This window comes from Tardiphaga sp. 172_B4_N1_3, assembly GCF_052076035.1.
GTDB lineage: Bacteria > Pseudomonadota > Alphaproteobacteria > Rhizobiales > Xanthobacteraceae > Tardiphaga > Tardiphaga robiniae.
Map to the genome: position 1 here is coordinate 2,698,870 of NZ_CP197238.1, position 14,774 is coordinate 2,713,643.

At 61.6% G+C, this 14,774-nt stretch carries 19 protein-coding genes; 11 read left to right on the forward strand and 8 right to left on the reverse strand.

What is annotated here, in order from left to right; translation table 11 throughout:
- Nucleotides 1-4 precede the first annotated feature (4 nt).
- Nucleotides 5-763 carry an SDR family oxidoreductase gene (locus AB7783_RS12865; protein ID WP_441277841.1) on the forward strand — a complete coding sequence of 253 codons (759 nt, stop codon included), beginning with the start codon at nucleotides 5-7 and terminating at the stop codon, nucleotides 761-763.
- 80 nt (nucleotides 764-843) lie between these two features.
- Nucleotides 844-2,094 (forward strand): NupC/NupG family nucleoside CNT transporter, encoded by a 1,251-nt coding sequence (locus AB7783_RS12870; protein ID WP_441277842.1) that lies wholly within the window; start codon nucleotides 844-846, stop codon nucleotides 2,092-2,094.
- A gap of 19 nt (nucleotides 2,095-2,113) precedes the next feature.
- On the opposite strand, the gene AB7783_RS12875 is transcribed toward AB7783_RS12870, so the two are convergent.
- From AB7783_RS12875 to AB7783_RS12885, 3 genes are all read right to left on the reverse strand, one after another.
- Nucleotides 2,114-3,175 carry a dipeptidase gene (locus AB7783_RS12875; protein WP_441277843.1) on the reverse strand — a complete coding sequence of 354 codons (1,062 nt, stop codon included), beginning with the start codon at nucleotides 3,173-3,175 and terminating at the stop codon, nucleotides 2,114-2,116.
- A 101-nt stretch (nucleotides 3,176-3,276) separates the two neighbouring features.
- Nucleotides 3,277-3,825, reverse strand: coding sequence for a cupin domain-containing protein (locus AB7783_RS12880; RefSeq protein WP_441277844.1), 549 nt, complete (start codon nucleotides 3,823-3,825; stop codon nucleotides 3,277-3,279).
- A 107-nt stretch (nucleotides 3,826-3,932) separates the two neighbouring features.
- Entirely contained in the window at nucleotides 3,933-4,217 is a 285-nt protein-coding gene (locus tag AB7783_RS12885) for an usg protein (RefSeq protein WP_089265658.1), read from the reverse strand.
- Nucleotides 4,218-4,636: 419 nt separating this feature from the next.
- On the opposite strand from AB7783_RS12885, the gene AB7783_RS12890 reads away from it, so the two are divergent.
- From AB7783_RS12890 to AB7783_RS12900, 3 genes are all read left to right on the forward strand, one after another.
- Nucleotides 4,637-4,954, forward strand: a complete 318-nt coding sequence (locus AB7783_RS12890) for a co-chaperone GroES (protein ID WP_089264960.1) — start codon at nucleotides 4,637-4,639, stop codon at nucleotides 4,952-4,954.
- A 42-nt stretch (nucleotides 4,955-4,996) separates the two neighbouring features.
- Entirely contained in the window at nucleotides 4,997-6,640 is a 1,644-nt protein-coding gene (gene groL, locus AB7783_RS12895; protein ID WP_089264961.1) for a chaperonin GroEL, read from the forward strand.
- A gap of 190 nt (nucleotides 6,641-6,830) precedes the next feature.
- A complete protein-coding gene (locus AB7783_RS12900; protein WP_441277845.1) occupies nucleotides 6,831-7,217 on the forward strand; it encodes a hypothetical protein in 387 nt (128 codons plus the stop codon).
- Between the two features lie 277 nt (nucleotides 7,218-7,494).
- Here AB7783_RS12900 and AB7783_RS12905 read toward each other — a convergent pair whose 3' ends face one another.
- Nucleotides 7,495-7,821: an ArsR/SmtB family transcription factor gene (locus AB7783_RS12905; protein ID WP_441277846.1), complete on the reverse strand. Its 327-nt coding sequence runs from the start codon at nucleotides 7,819-7,821 to the stop codon at nucleotides 7,495-7,497.
- 83 nt (nucleotides 7,822-7,904) lie between these two features.
- On the opposite strand from AB7783_RS12905, the gene AB7783_RS12910 reads away from it, so the two are divergent.
- Nucleotides 7,905-8,657: an SDR family NAD(P)-dependent oxidoreductase gene (locus tag AB7783_RS12910; RefSeq protein WP_441277847.1), complete on the forward strand. Its 753-nt coding sequence runs from the start codon at nucleotides 7,905-7,907 to the stop codon at nucleotides 8,655-8,657.
- A gap of 97 nt (nucleotides 8,658-8,754) precedes the next feature.
- Here the strand turns inward: AB7783_RS12910 and AB7783_RS12915 are convergent, their stop codons facing one another.
- Nucleotides 8,755-9,099, reverse strand: coding sequence for a hypothetical protein (locus AB7783_RS12915; protein ID WP_441277848.1), 345 nt, complete (start codon nucleotides 9,097-9,099; stop codon nucleotides 8,755-8,757).
- A 127-nt stretch (nucleotides 9,100-9,226) separates the two neighbouring features.
- A complete protein-coding gene (locus AB7783_RS12920; protein ID WP_441277849.1) occupies nucleotides 9,227-10,054 on the reverse strand; it encodes a transglutaminase domain-containing protein in 828 nt (275 codons plus the stop codon).
- Nucleotides 10,055-10,331: 277 nt separating this feature from the next.
- Between AB7783_RS12920 and AB7783_RS12925 the strand changes: the two genes are divergently transcribed.
- The 5 genes from AB7783_RS12925 to AB7783_RS12945 all read left to right on the forward strand — a co-directional run bounded on the left by AB7783_RS12925 (nucleotide 10,332) and on the right by AB7783_RS12945 (nucleotide 12,405).
- Nucleotides 10,332-10,595 (forward strand): hypothetical protein, encoded by a 264-nt coding sequence (locus AB7783_RS12925; RefSeq protein WP_441277850.1) that lies wholly within the window; start codon nucleotides 10,332-10,334, stop codon nucleotides 10,593-10,595.
- The gene (locus AB7783_RS12930; RefSeq protein ID WP_068736086.1) at nucleotides 10,592-10,888 is read left to right on the forward strand and encodes a hypothetical protein; all 297 of its coding nucleotides are present in this window, start codon (nucleotides 10,592-10,594) and stop codon (nucleotides 10,886-10,888) included. The genes AB7783_RS12925 and AB7783_RS12930 overlap by 4 nt, the downstream gene beginning before the upstream one ends.
- Before the next feature lie 62 nt (nucleotides 10,889-10,950).
- Complete coding sequence (locus AB7783_RS12935) at nucleotides 10,951-11,130, forward strand: hypothetical protein (RefSeq protein ID WP_068736084.1); 180 nt, start codon at nucleotides 10,951-10,953, stop codon at nucleotides 11,128-11,130.
- Between the two features lie 15 nt (nucleotides 11,131-11,145).
- Nucleotides 11,146-11,421, forward strand: a complete 276-nt coding sequence (locus tag AB7783_RS12940) for a DUF1488 domain-containing protein (protein ID WP_439077673.1) — start codon at nucleotides 11,146-11,148, stop codon at nucleotides 11,419-11,421.
- Between the two features lie 69 nt (nucleotides 11,422-11,490).
- Nucleotides 11,491-12,405, forward strand: coding sequence for a tetratricopeptide repeat protein (locus AB7783_RS12945; protein WP_441277851.1), 915 nt, complete (start codon nucleotides 11,491-11,493; stop codon nucleotides 12,403-12,405).
- Between the two features lie 47 nt (nucleotides 12,406-12,452).
- On the opposite strand, the gene AB7783_RS12950 is transcribed toward AB7783_RS12945, so the two are convergent.
- Both AB7783_RS12950 and AB7783_RS12955 read right to left on the reverse strand, forming a co-directional pair.
- Nucleotides 12,453-13,589: a tlde1 domain-containing protein gene (locus tag AB7783_RS12950; RefSeq protein ID WP_441277852.1), complete on the reverse strand. Its 1,137-nt coding sequence runs from the start codon at nucleotides 13,587-13,589 to the stop codon at nucleotides 12,453-12,455.
- Between the two features lie 477 nt (nucleotides 13,590-14,066).
- Nucleotides 14,067-14,768, reverse strand: coding sequence for a DUF899 family protein (locus AB7783_RS12955; protein WP_439064340.1), 702 nt, complete (start codon nucleotides 14,766-14,768; stop codon nucleotides 14,067-14,069).
- Between the last annotated feature and the right edge of the window lie 6 nt (nucleotides 14,769-14,774).

Consider the following 14,774-nt stretch of genomic DNA (forward strand, 5'->3'; position numbering starts at 1 on the left):
ACAGATGACCAACAAAATCGCACTCGTGACCGGGGCTGGCACCGGCGTCGGCCGTGCCGCGTCGCTCGCGCTGATGAATGCCGGTTTCACCGTCGTGCTCGCCGGTCGCCGGCTCGAACTGCTGCAAGAGACCCAGAAGCTTGGCGCGGCCAATGGCGGCAAGAGCCTCCCCGTGAGCGCCGACATGGCCGACCCCGCCTCCATCGCCACGCTGTTCGCCAGGATCATGCAGGAATTCGGCCGGCTCGACGTGCTGTTCAACAATGCCGGCATGGGCGCGCCCGCGATTCCGTTCGAAGACCTTGGCCTCGAACAGTGGCAGGCTGTGGTGAACACCAATCTCACCGCGCCGTTCCTGTGCACGCAGCACGCCTTCCGCATCATGAAGGATCAAACGCCCCGCGGCGGCCGCATCATCAATAACGGCTCGATCTCGGCGCATGCGCCGCGCCCGTTCTCCGCGGCCTACACGTCGACCAAACACGCCATCACCGGCTTGACCAAGGCCAGCAATCTCGACGGCCGCGCCTATGACATCGCCGTCGGCCAAGTCGATATCGGCAATGCCGCCACCCCCATGACCGACCGCATGGTCAACGGCCCCGGCGTGCTGCAACCCGACGGCACCTCGAAGCAGGAGCCGCGTATGGACGCCAAAGCCGTCGGCGACGCTGTCGCCTATATGGCCGGCCTGCCGCTCGACGCCAATGTGCTGACCATGACGGTCATGGCGACGAAGATGCCGTTCGTCGGACGCGGCTAAAACGTAACCCGCCTCAGCGGCATTGCGATTGCATGACATGGGGAGCCGCGGCATCATCGCGCCGCGGCTTCGGGGGATTTATGCTTCAGCTACAATCGGCGTTCGGCGTCATCGCACTTTTGGGGATCGCCTGGGCGCTCGGTGAAAACCGCAGCAAGGTGTCGCTGAGACAGGCCGCGATCGGTCTCGCATTGACGATCGTCGCTGCCGTGATCCTGCTGAAGCTTCCCGTCGTGACGCGCGCCTTCAGCAGCATCAACGATGCTGTCAGCACCATCGCCGCAGCGTCGCGCGCCGGCACCTCCTTCGTGTTCGGTTATCTCGGCGGCGGCGCACTACCGTTCGATCTCAAGAATCCCGGCGCGGATTTCGTGCTCGCGCTGCAGGCACTCCCTGTGGTGCTGGTCATCAGCGTGCTGACCAGCCTGTTATTCTACTGGCGTATCCTGCCGCCGATCGTGCGCGGCATGGCGTGGCTGCTCGAACGCACACTCGGCATCGGCGGCGCGGTCGGGCTGTCAACGGCCGCGAACATCTTTCTGGGCATGGTCGAGGCCCCGTTGTTTATTCGCCCTTACCTCGCGCAGCTCACGCGCAGCGAACTGTTTCTGGTGATGACGGGCGGCATGGCGGGGATCGCCGGTACCGTGCTGGTGCTCTACGCCACTTTCATGGCGCCGCTGATCCCTGATGCGTCGGCGCATTTCGTGATTGCTTCCGTGCTCTCGGCGCCAGCTGCGATCCTTGTCAGCCTGATCATGGTGCCTGAGACGGAGGATCGTCGTACAGGTGGATTGCTCGCCAATCCGGACGCATCGGCCACGAGCACGATAGATGCGATCGTCAAGGGCACGAGTGCAGGCATCGAACTACTCGTCAACATCATCGCCCTGCTGCTGGTCTTCGTGGCGCTGATGTATCTCATGAACGCGATCCTCATGACGATGCCCACCGTGGGAGGCAACACGCTGTCCGTGCAGCGCATGCTGGGTTACGTGATGGCACCGGTGTGCTGGCTGATGGGCCTGCCGTGGGACCAGGCGCTGACCGCGGGCTCGCTCATGGGCGTCAAGACGATCCTCAACGAGTTGATCGCCTATGTTCAACTGGCGAAGCTCGGTCCCGATGCGCTGGATGCACGCTCGCGCCTCATCATGCTTTATGCGCTGTGCGGATTTGCAAATTTTGCCAGCCTCGGAATTATGATCGGAGGCCTGGGCACCATGGCGCCGGAACGTCGTAACGAAATCAACGCGCTCGGTGTGAAGTCGATCGTCTCGGGGACGCTGACGACCTGCCTGATGGGCGCGATCGTCGGCATGCTCACCTGAGACACGCCGCCAGCGCCGGTCAGCCGATCGTCCGCTGCAGCAGATCGAGCCAGTTGCCCGCGCCGAGCTTGCCGAGCAGCGTCTCGGAATAGCCCTTGTCGCGCAAGGCCACGAACAGCGCCTGCAGGCCCGCGGCGGAGTCGATGGCCTCGGGCACCACCGCGCCGTCGAAATCCGATCCCAGCCCGACGTGATCCTCGCCCAGCTTCTCCAGCAGATAGTCGATCTGCTGCACCATCAGCTCGATGCCGGTGTCGGGCCGCATGCTGCCGTCGGGGCGCAGGAAGCAGGTCGCGAAATTAAGGCCGACCATGCCGCCGGTGTCGCGGATCGCGGCGAGCTGCTTGTCGGTGAGATTGCGCGGCGACGGGCACAGCGCATGGGCATTGGAATGGGTTGCCACCAGCGGCGCCTTCGACAGCCGCGCCACATCCCAAAAACCCTTCTCGGTGATGTGCGACAGGTCGACCAAAATCTTCAGGTCATTGCAGGCGCCGATCAACCGCTCGCCGGCCGCGGTGAGACCGTCGCCGAGATCGGGCCCGGACGGGAAGTGAAACGGCACGCCATGGCCGAAGATGTTGGTCCGGCTCCACACCGGCCCGATCGACCGCAACCCCGCCGCATAGAGAACGTCGAGGAATCTGAGCTCGGCGTCGATGGCCTCCGCGCCTTCCAGATGGACCACCACGGCCAGCGCCTTGCGCTCAATGGCGGACCGGATTTCGGCGGTGGTGGTGCAGATCGCCACCGCGCCTGCGGAAGCGCGTTCGAGCTGCAGCAGGATGGCCAGTTCGGCGACGACGGAATTGCGCGCCTCGTCCATCGTCAGCGGCTCGGGAAGCGGCACGGCGTAGCGTCCGCCCGTCATCTGCGCCATGAATCCCGATGACGCCTGAGCCGCCGGCGAATACAGCGCGAACAGCCCGCCGACGAACGCGCCGGCCTTCGCCTTCGGCAGGTCGATGTGACCGGCGGCTTCCCCGGTCAGGAAGTCGGATACCGGATCGTGCGATTGCGATTTGTACAGCCGCAGCAGCACATCGTTGTGACCGTCGAAAACCGGAACGGATGCAGTCATGAGATACTCGTTGAGGGCCAGGGCAGCGACGGGCTCAGCATAGCTGATACAACGCCACTGCGACGCGCGAACAAGGCACGCGTCGCATTTCCGCACGCGAACTACCGGACTTCCACCGTCTTGAATTCCGCCGGCAGGATCACTTCCAGCAATTCGCAATTGTCGGAGTAATCGCGGATCAGATGCCTGATGCGTGGCGGCTGGGTCCAGCATGACCCCTGACGCATGGTCATCTCGCCCTCGCCTTCCATATAAGCCTTCACCCAGCCGTTCAGCACATAGACCAGCTGAAACTCGGCATCGTGATAGTGAAGCTTGGAGACCTCTTTCGGATCGCAAGGTCCGATCAGCCGGATGACATGCGCGTGCGCCAAGCCGCCGGTCGCAGCGGCGACGCCGAGATCGCGATACTTCGCATAAGCGCGCAGGCCGTCGCCGAGAAATGCTTCTTCCTGATAGTGACTGATCGCGACGCGCTGCTTGCGGCGCGGGCCGGGTTTCGCCGCGGCCTTGGCGACAGCTTTTGTACTCGCCTTGGCCGGCTTGCCAACCGCGAACTTCTTTGCCGCTTTCGCTACCGCCCGTGTCGCAGGCTTCTTCGTCGCAGCCGCTTTCGCTGCGCTCTTTGACGTTCGCTTCAGCTTCGCCATGTCGTGTTTCCCACCCGGCGCAATGCCGAACAAACGGCCAGCGCGTCCGGGAACCTAGCTGTAGTTCAGCACAGCGGCAATTCATCCGGCGCGTTGAGAGGCGCGGACTAGTGCAACCGGAAGACGCCATCCACGGCACGAAGCTCGGCCGGCTTGATCAGTTTCGAATGCGCGACGGTGACCGCAAAGAGCGGGCCATCGAGCTTCTCCTGCCAGAAATCCAGGAAATCCTTCAGCGCGGGAAACTTCGGAAACAGATCGTAGTTCTGCCAGACATAGGTCTGCAGCAGCGAGGGGTGATCGGGCATGCGGTAGAGGATCTGCGCCGTCGTCAGTCCGTAGCCAAGCACCTGCTTCCTGAAATCGTCAGAAACTGCATTTCTCGAGACCATGTTCAACCTCCATGGACAGAGCGCATTCGGCTAAGTGGATTCCGGTTTGACGTCGAACTTCGCTCTGCTCTCCTGTGACCGTGCTGACTGCAGCGAACCGGCTTCCACTTCGCCCATGACAACACGATGCATGAAATGTGACGCAAGCAACGTCCTCATCACAAGCTTAAAAGTTTAATAATGGGTTGAAAGCCGAATGTTAGCAGCCACTTACCGTGGATGCTAACGGATTCGAGAACCGGTATCGGAGGGTCTTAACCAATTCTGGCACCCGTCATATTTGAGTGCCAAAATATTTGGTAAAGACCCTTGCCGGTGGGGAACGTTCGGCCTATGTCCGGACCAGCTGCGCTGGCACTTGTTGGCTCAGACTGCCAATTTAAATTTCTCAAGCATCTACAGAAACTTAGGAGGACTGCATGAAATTCCGTCCGCTTCACGATCGCGTTGTGGTCAAGCGTATCGACGCCGAAGAGAAGTCCGCTGGCGGCATCATCATTCCGGATAGCGCCAAAGAGAAGCCCTCCCAGGGCGAGATCGTCTCCGTCGGCCCGGGCGGCCGCGACGAAGCCGGCAAGCTGATCCCGATCGATCTGAAGGTCGGCGAGCGCGTGCTGTTCGGCAAGTGGTCGGGCACCGAGGTCAAGATCGATGGTCAGGACCTGCTGATCATGAAGGAAAGCGACATCATGGGCGTCCTCGAAGGTGCCGCTCCCGCCAAGAAGAAGGCCGCTTAAGCGCCTTTTCCCCACCCATCCTGATTTTCAAGGAAGCAAAACATGTCAGCTAAAGAAGTGAAATTCGGCGTTGATGCCCGCGACAAGATGCTGCGCGGCGTCGACATTCTCGCCAACGCCGTGAAGGTGACGCTCGGTCCGAAGGGCCGCAACGTCGTCATCGACAAGTCGTTCGGCGCGCCCCGCATCACCAAGGACGGCGTCACCGTCGCCAAGGAAATCGAGCTCGACGACAAGTTCGAGAACATGGGCGCCCAGATGGTGCGCGAAGTGGCCTCGAAGTCGGCCGACGCAGCCGGCGACGGCACCACCACTGCTACCGTGCTCGCCCAGGCGATCGTCCGTGAAGGCGCCAAGTCGGTTGCTGCCGGCATGAACCCGATGGATCTGAAGCGCGGCATCGACCTGGCTGTGGAAGCCGTGGTTGCTGACCTCGTCAAGAACTCCAAGAAGGTCACCTCGAACGACGAAATCGCCCAGGTCGGCACGATCTCGGCCAACGGCGACGCGGAAATCGGCAAGTTCCTCGCAGATGCGATGAAGAAGGTCGGCAACGAGGGCGTCATCACGGTTGAAGAAGCCAAGTCGCTCGAAACCGAACTCGACGTCGTCGAAGGCATGCAGTTCGACCGCGGCTACATCTCGCCCTACTTCGTCACCAACGCCGACAAGATGCGCGTTGAATTCGACGACGCCTACATCCTGATCAACGAGAAGAAGCTCTCCTCGCTGAACGAGATGCTGCCGCTGCTCGAAGCCGTCGTGCAGACCGGCAAGCCGCTCGTCATCGTCGCAGAAGACGTCGAAGGCGAAGCTCTCGCCACCCTCGTCGTCAACCGCCTGCGTGGCGGCCTCAAGGTCGCTGCCGTCAAGGCACCGGGCTTCGGCGATCGCCGCAAGGCCATGCTGCAGGACATCGCGATCCTGACCGGCGGCCAGGCGATCTCGGAAGATCTCGGCATCAAGCTCGAGAACGTCACGCTCGCCATGCTCGGCCGCGCCAAGAAGGTGATGATCGACAAGGAAAACTCCACCATCGTGAACGGCGCCGGCAAGAAGGCCGACATCGAAGCACGCGTGGCGCAGATCAAGGCGCAGATCGAAGAAACCACTTCGGACTACGACCGTGAGAAGCTGCAGGAGCGTCTCGCCAAGCTGGCTGGCGGCGTTGCCGTCATCCGCGTCGGCGGCGCGACCGAAGTCGAAGTGAAGGAGCGCAAGGACCGCGTTGATGACGCGATGCATGCGACCCGCGCTGCGGTTGAAGAAGGCATCGTCCCCGGCGGCGGCGTCGCTCTGCTCCGCGCTTCGGAACAGCTGAAGAAGATCAAGACCGCGAACGACGACCAGAAGACCGGCGTCGAGATCGTCCGCAAGGCCCTGTCGGCTCCGGCTCGCCAGATCGCCATCAACGCAGGCGAAGACGGTTCGGTCATCGTCGGCAAGGTCCTCGAGACCGCGACCTACAGCTACGGCTTCGACTCGCAGACCGGCACCTACGGCGACATGCTCAAGAAGGGCATTATCGATCCGACCAAGGTTGTCCGTGCAGCGATCCAGAACGCAGCTTCGGTTGCCGGCCTGCTGATCACCACGGAAGCCATGGTTGCCGAACTGCCCAAGAAGGGTGGCGCAGGCGGCGGCGGCATGCCTCCGGGCGGCGGCATGGGCGGCATGGACTTCTAAGTCCAACGCTTCAAGCAACTATCAGAATGCAGAACCCCGGCAGCGATGCCGGGGTTTTTGTTTGCATCGAGTCGCTCGGAGATTCCGCATCACTTATTGCTGCGACCGATACAATTACTAATTGCATAAAGTCCGTTCCCGAATAGGATACCGCCGAATTATTCGAGCCGCTCCTGCCGGGAAATTGGGAATGCACCGCGCTGTTATCGTCGCCATGAGCCTTCTTCTGTCCTGCGCCGGGGCTCAGGCGCAAGCCTCAAGGGTCGCATTGAGTGGTGCGACGATCGAGCTTAGTCAGATTGCGATGGTCAATCCGGACTGCAGCAATGCGGGACGCCCCCTCATTCGGGTGACTCAGCAGCCCGAATACGGACGCCTGATCATCAGCAATGCGTCGATCTTTCCGTATTTCCGCCCCATCAATCCGCGGAGCGACTGCAATTGGCGGCGCGTCCCCGGCGTCATCATCAAATACGTTTCGCAGCGCGGCTACACCGGATCGGACAGCGTCAGGCTCGAGGCATTCTATCCCAATGGTCAAATGCGCAACGGCGCTTTCAATATCACGGTGAGATAGGCCCGTAGGGCGGATTAGCGAAGCCTGATCCGCCGAGCACGCGGAGCTGCGCAATACGCTGCGCTATTGCGCCCTACGACTTCGAACTCTGTTGCGCCCCTATCGTCGCGACAGCGAAAAGCCCGGCATCGCTGCCGGGCTTCCTGTCGTTTGGGTGCGACCCCGGCCTCGCGCCTCATTTCAGCTTCGCGCCCGCGTGCGTCACCACCTTTCGCCAGCATGTCGCTTCGCTCATGCGGGCTACTCGTTGACATAGGTTGTGCTTTTAGCGCCAACCTTACGCCCCCGCCTCCGCCACCGACGACTGCAAGATCGCCATCAACAGCCCGGGAAACCGCGCTTCGATATCGGCCGCGCGCACAGCGTTTTGATGCTCGACGCCCTTCTTGCTGGTCTGGATCAGGCCGGCCTCGCGCAACACGCGAAAATGGTTCGACAAAGTGGACTTGGCAATGGTCGGACATGGCGACGCCGCCGTGCAGGACAGGCAGCCGCTTTCCTGCAGCAAGCCCCGGACGATCTGCAGCCGAATGGGATCAGCCAGCGCCGAGAGCACGCCGGCCAGCGTGATGTCCTTGGTCGCGGGGTGAACGAACTGAGCCATAAAAAAGATATAGGCGCCCCCTTGCGTTGGTTCAATAGTTCCATACTTCCGAACTATTGAAGCATCCAAGAGGGACCACGACCATGACCAAGACATTCGAAGGCAAAGTTGCGCTGGTGACCGGCGGCTCCAAGGGCATCGGCGCTGAAATCGCCATTCAGCTCGCTGCCGGGGGCGCTGCCGTCGCCGTCAATTACGCATCCAGCAAGAAGGGCGCCGACGAGGTCGTCGCGAAGATCACAGCCAAGGGCGGCAGGGCCATCGCGGTGCACGGCAATCTCGCCGAGCCGGACGGCGCCAAATCCGTGGTGGCCGAGACCGTCAAGGCGTTCGGGCCGATCGACGTTCTCGTCAACAATGCGGGCGTCTACGAATTCGCCCCTCTCGACAGCATTACGCCGGAGCACTTCCACAGGCATTTCGATCTGAACGTGCTTGGGCTGCTGCTCGCCTCGCAGGAAGCGGCCAGACACTTCAACGCCAATGGCGGCAGCATCGTCAACATCTCATCGGGCGTCTCGACGATCACCCCACCGGGCTCGGCGGTCTACACCGCGACCAAGGCCTCGGTCGATGCGATCACATCGGTACTGGCAAAGGAGCTTGCGCCGCGCAAGATCCGCGTCAACGCCGTCAATCCCGGCATGATCGCGACCGAGGGCGTGGTATCAGCCGGATTCCATGAAGGCGACATGCGCAAGTGGATCGAATCCGTCACGCCGATGGGCCGCATCGGCAAGGTCGAGGAAATCGCCTCCGTTGTGGCATTCCTGGCTTCGGATGCTGCATCCTATGTGACCGGCGAAACGCTGCACGTCACCGGCGGATTCAGGTAACCCACGCGCTCTGCTCAACAGTCTATCCGACATAGGCCAAAGGCGGTGCAATCAGCACCGCCTTTGCTTGTTATGCGAGGCCTGATCTCGCCTTGCCTCAATCATCATCACCAGCGGCCGGCGGCATCGACGGTGTCTGCATGCGATCCGCCGATGATGGCTTCATGCGTTCGCGTGACGGAGCTTGCCCACGCATCATCTGAGCCTGATCGTGCTCGATCTGCGGAAAGAACACATCATAGCAAGCGCGGCTCAATCGCGGTCCTGCGCTGCGCAAGCAATTTTCTACCCGCCCCTCATCCGGCATTGCTGATGTACAGAGGCGAAACGCATCGGGCGTGCAGGCTTCGCGCTGTGCCTCCGTGCCGCTGCCCAAAGCCGCGGCGCTGGAACCCGCAATCAATGCCACGGCGGTCGTCAGGCTTGTCAGAGTGTTTGCCATCGGTCCTGTCCTGATGAAGTCATGACAGGTGAAATTCTCAGCGGCGCCCGCGGTTCCTTCCTGACCGCTCACATGTTGCTGAAAATGCGGGCTTAAGCGAGTGTAACGACAGAGCCGACAAAGCGAGTCAGTTGGCAGTCCGGGCGTCTTCTTCGATCTCGTCGGTCCACACCTTGAAACTCACCAGCGTGTTCGGCCCAAAAGTTTGCGTGATCGGCACATCCGCGGCATCGCGGCCCTGCGCGATCAACACGCGGCCGATGCGCGGGATGTTGTTGCGGGCGTCAAACGTATACCAGCGGCCGCCGATATAGGCTTCGAACCAGCCGGCGAAATCGCCGTCGGCCCATGGCTTCGGCATACCGATGTCACCGAGATAGCCGGTGCAGTAGCGCGCTGGAATATTCATGCAGCGGCAGAAGGTGATGGCCAGATGCGCATAGTCGCGGCAGACGCCCTTCCCCTCGTTATAAGCGTCCCAAGCGGTCTTGGTCGCGCGCGCGTGCTCGTAACCGAACTGGATATGGTTATGCACGAAATCGCAGATTGCCTGCACGCGCGCCCACCCCGGCACAGTCTTCTCGAACAACTGCCAGGCGACGTCCGACAGCCGATCCGTCTCGCAGTAACGGCTACCGAGCAGATAGACGATCGTCTCGGCCGGCAGATCCTCCACTGCGTGCTGCACAGCGGACGGCACGATGATATCCGGCTTGCCACTATCGTTGACGATCCCGTCGGCTTTGAACGTGATGCGGCCCGTCGGCGCAACAATGCGGCTGCACCAGTTGCCAAAGCCATCGCGATACGGCGTGATCGGAACTGAGGGATTTATCGTGAGATAGTCCGGCACCACCACGTCGGAGGCACGCGTGAAGTGCATGCCCATCACGATCATGACAGGCGTCGGCTGCGGGAAATCATAGATCATCTCGTAGCCAACGCGGATCTTCATGCAAAACACCTCATCCCGGCAAATCGTTGATTTCAAAAGCGAGACATCGCAAGCGTTGCACATTGCGCCACGATCTTGCGAGAAAAACCCAGCGCGAGCGTCGGCCAGAATGTCATCGATGCCAGATACATCCTCGAAATGGCGACAAAACGCCCAATAACAAGACAATCATAGCGAAATTCGACGAAACACCGGATCGCTCAAAGAAATCGGTGGCTAATGTCTGTGAATAGGCGCACGCTGAACGGATGCCGGATCTCAGCAGCGATATGCGCGCGTGACCACGAGATCGCGCCGTGAGACCGTTACTTTCAAGCATCCTTTCCAGTTGAAGGGCCTTGGTCGTTTGATCCCGGCAGGGTCGTATGACGTCATCACCGATGAGGAGGTGATCGAGGGACTGTCCTTCGCCAGCTATCGGCGCACGGCGACCATGATGATCGTGCCCGGCGCACCACCCCATACAAGTTCCATGGAGATGATCTCCATTGGGTCGCTTGAGCTGGCAGATGTGCAGCGCATCGATGCGAGCGCACCATGACCGACACTCCCGTCGAGCTGGATAGCCGCCGCGGCATGGCGGCACAGAAAGCCACCGATATCCGGCGCAGTCTCGCCGAAGTCGAATCCAATGCCGCAGCACTGCGTGAGCGGCAGCTGGCACTCGAAGAGCAGTTACTGACCACGCCGGCCACCACATGGCCTGAGGCTGCAGCAAAGGCGCGCTACGTCCTCAATCTCTACGGCGCATCGCTCAGCGCACAGGATACCCAGCACCGCGATCTGATCGCGATCGTGCTGGACGACTTCACGCGGCTTGCCGCCAACGACTGATCCCATCATTACGCAGGTCGCAGCGATCCCGCAGCAGCCAGCGCTCAACCGAAAGCATCCTCATGCAGAACCTCTTGCACCGTCACGTTCAAGTCGCAGAATCTCTCCGCCTCGGCGTGGAGTCCGGCTGGTACAGCACCAAGATCAGCGGAACCTTTGTCACGGGCCCACATCCCACCGAGGCCGAATGCTTGCGCAAGATCGCTGAACTCAACCCTGTCGTGCCGAAGCGCAAGGCCTAACGCGGGAAGACGACGATGGCGCTTACACACGGTGTTTTCCAAAGCTTCGAATATAATCGCATGGTTGTCCTGTTCTCGATGATGAATGACGCGACCGAAGTCACCTGCGCGATCAGCACCAGTGCGATGGACGAGCTTGAAAAGGCGAAACGCACCAAGCCCGAACAACGCGAGGAGCAGTTCGTCCGGCTGCGTGATCGCATCGAGGCCTGCGCGGCACGCAAATTCGCTAATTCCGAATTTGAGGGAAGGCCACCGGGCATCGTGCTCCGCAGCATCGATTTCCGGTAGCCTGTTCCACCATTGAACCCTTCCTCCTCGCGGTGTGACCAACGCCTGTCACACGCGAGAGGTCGAGCCATGCGCCACTTTCCAAGCCTGAACCGTTGCGCCATCCGCGTCCTGTTCGCTGCCGTGCTGGCGAGCGCAGCAATGCCGATCGCGCAAGCTGCCGCCGACGATGCAGAGCAATGTACCGATGCCTCCGGCGTCCTGGCGATCGCGGCCTGCGACCGCGCCATCGCGTCGGGCAATTACCGCGGCCGCCAGCTTGCTGAGCTGCATTTCAACCGTGCCTTCGAATATAATGAACGGCACGAGAGCGGCCCTGCCATGGCTGCCTTCGACGAAGCCATCCGCCTGAACCCGGATTATGCCCGCGCCTATTTCATGCGCGGAAATCTCTGGCTCGCCCGCGGCGATAATGACCGCGCCATCAGCGACTTCAGCGTGGCGCTCGGTCTCGATCCCAACAATACCGATGCCTATGTCAATCGCGGTGTCGCCTGGTACGCCAAGGACGATAACGACCGCGCTATTGCCGACTACGACATGGCGATCCGTCTCAATCCGCAGGAAGGCGGCGCCTATAGCAATCGCGGCGGCGCCTGGCTCGTGAAGGGCGATCATGCACGCGCCATCGCCGATTTCGGCGAAGCGATCCGAATCAATCCGAACGACCCCTGCCCGGTGTTCAACCGCGGCTTCGCCTTCAGCCTGAAGGGAGACAACGATCGCGCCATCGCCGACTACAACGAGGCGATCCGCATCGCACCGACCTATGTGGCGGCGCTGACCAATCGTGGCAGCGTGTGGTCCGACAAGGGCGACAACGACCGCGCCATGGCCGATTTCAATGCGGCGCTGCGCATCAATCCGAAATACGCCAAGGCGCTCTATCTGCGCGGCATGACACGGCTTGAAATGGGCGACATTACGGGCGGCGCAGCAGATGTCGCCAGCGCACGGAAGATCGATCCGAAGGTCGGCTCATAATGACTGAACACGCATCGCCGTCACGGGCGGCACGTCAGTCATATCGATCAGTCGAGTTTGGCAACCACAATGAGGCGCTTCACTTCACCGTTGCGATAGGCCTGCAGGAACTTGTTGTAGTCCCGGAACGAGACGCAGCCGTTGGAATCGCCATTGGGGCCGAGCATGTAGGTATGCGCGAGCAGACCCGTGCGGCCATGGATCGCGCCCTCGCCGCCCACCGGCGTCAGGCGCAGCGCGGCCACGCCGTGGAACAGAGCCTCGCGCGGCTTCAGATCATAGATGTGCGGCGGCGTCACGCCGCGCATCTTCTCATGGGCATAAGCGGGATTGTCGAGACGGCTGCCGAGGCCGGAATGCGCTTCCAGCTTGGTGCCGTCGGGCATGTACACTTTACGCGCGGAGATGTCGTAGACCGCGGTGGTGCGATCGCTCAGGGTGGGCTCATTGCTGGCCGCCGCATCGGTGCCATTGCTCAGCACGCCGCCGTCGGAGCCGGCATAAGCGAGCACGGGGCCGGACTGCGGAGCGTTGCCGCCGAACAGTTTCTCGAAGACGTTGAAATTGCCGGACTTGGGCTGCGCAGCCAGCGCCAGCCGCGCCTTCTGAACCAGTGAGTCGTGGCCATAGGCACCGCCCCTGGCGGCGCTGGCCTGTGCGACCGGCTGCGACGGCGCTTGTGTTGCCTGCTGCGGCGCGGACGGTGTACGGGCATCGGAGGGCCGTGCGGCCGGCATCGGAATGCTGTCGACGAGCTGGCGCACCGTCGGTGCCGGCTGCATCAGTGCGACTTCCTGCGGCTTCGCGGCTGGTGCAGGGATCACAGCTTCAGAAGCCGCGTTGCGCTTGACGAAGCGCTCGGGCGCGGCGCCCATCGAATAGGTCGGGTCGAACCAGGCGACCTGACGCTTGGGCTCGGTCTGCGCGGCAGCGAGCGGCGCATTAACGGCCGGCTCGAAACGCTCTGAGAAGGAAGTACGGTGTTCGGTGCGCGAGAAACGGCTGTCGAAGCGCTCAGCGAAGGACGACTGGCCAACGCCTGCATCATTGCCGAGATTGGCGGAGACCATCGCAGGCTGCACGCCGTTCTGGAAAAGCTTACCGGCGAGCGTCCATCCACCGGTCAATGCGACGGCGGCAAGAGCAGCGCCGGTCACGAACATGCGTGAACTGGATTTCGACACTTGATGCTGGCCTCGGCGTGAGGGTGCAGAATGGTTCAACGCACGTTTACTGCTGCTCATACGCCTGACGTCCAACACACGTTTACTAAGCTCCCTGCCCGTTGTGCCTGACGAGACACACAGGTCTCGAAAAGCACCGCGCAGGGATGCGAAACGCCATTAAGGCGAGTTTTAGTTAAATGCGAATTAATTGGAGGTCCCCCACCGATTGCCTACCTAAAGGCCTGCCAATCATGGCCTTTTTGAGTAACCGACAGGACGAATTCGGGGAACCTGCGAGAGCTTTGTGGGCTCTCGCAGGCCGGTCTCAGGCGCGCTGGGGTTTTGGGTCACGCCCGGCCCGAACTATTGGCGTGCTGTGATTAGGTCATTGGCCTAGTGTGGGGCTGTTGCGCGGGGAACCACATTTCCTTTTACGGTATTTAGGTAATCAAAAAGATCAACTTGTGCCGGCTAAGGCGTCAAATGATCACGACCTCAGTAGTTCAGCTTCGGATACCAGTCGGTGCCCCGCCCTTCCGGCGTAACGTCCAGAATCGTCCAGAGCGGCATCAGATCCGGCGCCCCGCGCGGGTCCTGGCCGGGATCGGCCGTGGATCCATCCATCTCGCCGCTCCAGAAATGGCGAATCTTGCCACTGCGGCGGGTGAAGACGTTGAAGGCAGCATCGTCGCCGCCGTCCTTGGTCAGCCCGTGATAGTCACGGCTGAACGCGCCGGAGGTGTCCGCGAACAGCGGCAGGTAATGCCAGCCACGCTGCTTCTTGAAAGCGACCAGCCGCTCGATCGGCGAGCGCGCCACGACGGCCAGCGCCACGCGCTGAGTAATGTCAGGTACCTCGCCGTCCCAGGCCGACAGCAGCGATGTGCACATCGGGCACGGCTTCTCGCGCTGCGGCCCATACATGTAGGAGTAAACGACGAGCGTCTGCTTGTCGCCGAACAGGCCCGCGAAATTCACGGGGCCCTTCTCTCCGATGAAGTCGTAGTCCTTGGTCACCTCGCCGCCATCTGGCAGCGCACGACGCAGCTCCGCGACACGTTCGATCTGACGCCGCAGTTCGATCTCCTCGACAAGCAACGCATTACGCGCATCGCGGTATTCACGGCTCTCATTGGGATAGCGAAAACTGGCCTTCTTCACGAGTTCGGCCGCAGGCGTCAGGCTGGAACCGGTCATGACATG

Bases quoted from the DNA above. Each gene is read 5' to 3' on its own strand.
- AB7783_RS12865 (WP_441277841.1), top strand. From the start codon at position 5: ATGACCAACAAAATCGCACTCGTGACCGGGGCTGGCACCGGCGTCGGC.
- AB7783_RS12870 (WP_441277842.1), top strand. From the start codon at position 844: ATGCTTCAGCTACAATCGGCGTTCGGCGTCATCGCACTTTTGGGGATC.
- AB7783_RS12875 (WP_441277843.1), bottom strand. From the start codon at position 3,175: ATGACTGCATCCGTTCCGGTTTTCGACGGTCACAACGATGTGCTGCTG.
- AB7783_RS12880 (WP_441277844.1), bottom strand. From the start codon at position 3,825: ATGGCGAAGCTGAAGCGAACGTCAAAGAGCGCAGCGAAAGCGGCTGCG.
- AB7783_RS12885 (WP_089265658.1), bottom strand. From the start codon at position 4,217: ATGGTCTCGAGAAATGCAGTTTCTGACGATTTCAGGAAGCAGGTGCTT.
- AB7783_RS12890 (WP_089264960.1), top strand. From the start codon at position 4,637: ATGAAATTCCGTCCGCTTCACGATCGCGTTGTGGTCAAGCGTATCGAC.
- groL (WP_089264961.1), top strand. From the start codon at position 4,997: ATGTCAGCTAAAGAAGTGAAATTCGGCGTTGATGCCCGCGACAAGATG.
- AB7783_RS12900 (WP_441277845.1), top strand. From the start codon at position 6,831: ATGCACCGCGCTGTTATCGTCGCCATGAGCCTTCTTCTGTCCTGCGCC.
- AB7783_RS12905 (WP_441277846.1), bottom strand. From the start codon at position 7,821: ATGGCTCAGTTCGTTCACCCCGCGACCAAGGACATCACGCTGGCCGGC.
- AB7783_RS12910 (WP_441277847.1), top strand. From the start codon at position 7,905: ATGACCAAGACATTCGAAGGCAAAGTTGCGCTGGTGACCGGCGGCTCC.
- AB7783_RS12915 (WP_441277848.1), bottom strand. From the start codon at position 9,099: ATGGCAAACACTCTGACAAGCCTGACGACCGCCGTGGCATTGATTGCG.
- AB7783_RS12920 (WP_441277849.1), bottom strand. From the start codon at position 10,054: ATGAAGATCCGCGTTGGCTACGAGATGATCTATGATTTCCCGCAGCCG.
- AB7783_RS12930 (WP_068736086.1), top strand. From the start codon at position 10,592: ATGACCGACACTCCCGTCGAGCTGGATAGCCGCCGCGGCATGGCGGCA.
- AB7783_RS12935 (WP_068736084.1), top strand. From the start codon at position 10,951: ATGCAGAACCTCTTGCACCGTCACGTTCAAGTCGCAGAATCTCTCCGC.
- AB7783_RS12940 (WP_439077673.1), top strand. From the start codon at position 11,146: ATGGCGCTTACACACGGTGTTTTCCAAAGCTTCGAATATAATCGCATG.
- AB7783_RS12945 (WP_441277851.1), top strand. From the start codon at position 11,491: ATGCGCCACTTTCCAAGCCTGAACCGTTGCGCCATCCGCGTCCTGTTC.
- AB7783_RS12955 (WP_439064340.1), bottom strand. From the start codon at position 14,768: ATGACCGGTTCCAGCCTGACGCCTGCGGCCGAACTCGTGAAGAAGGCC.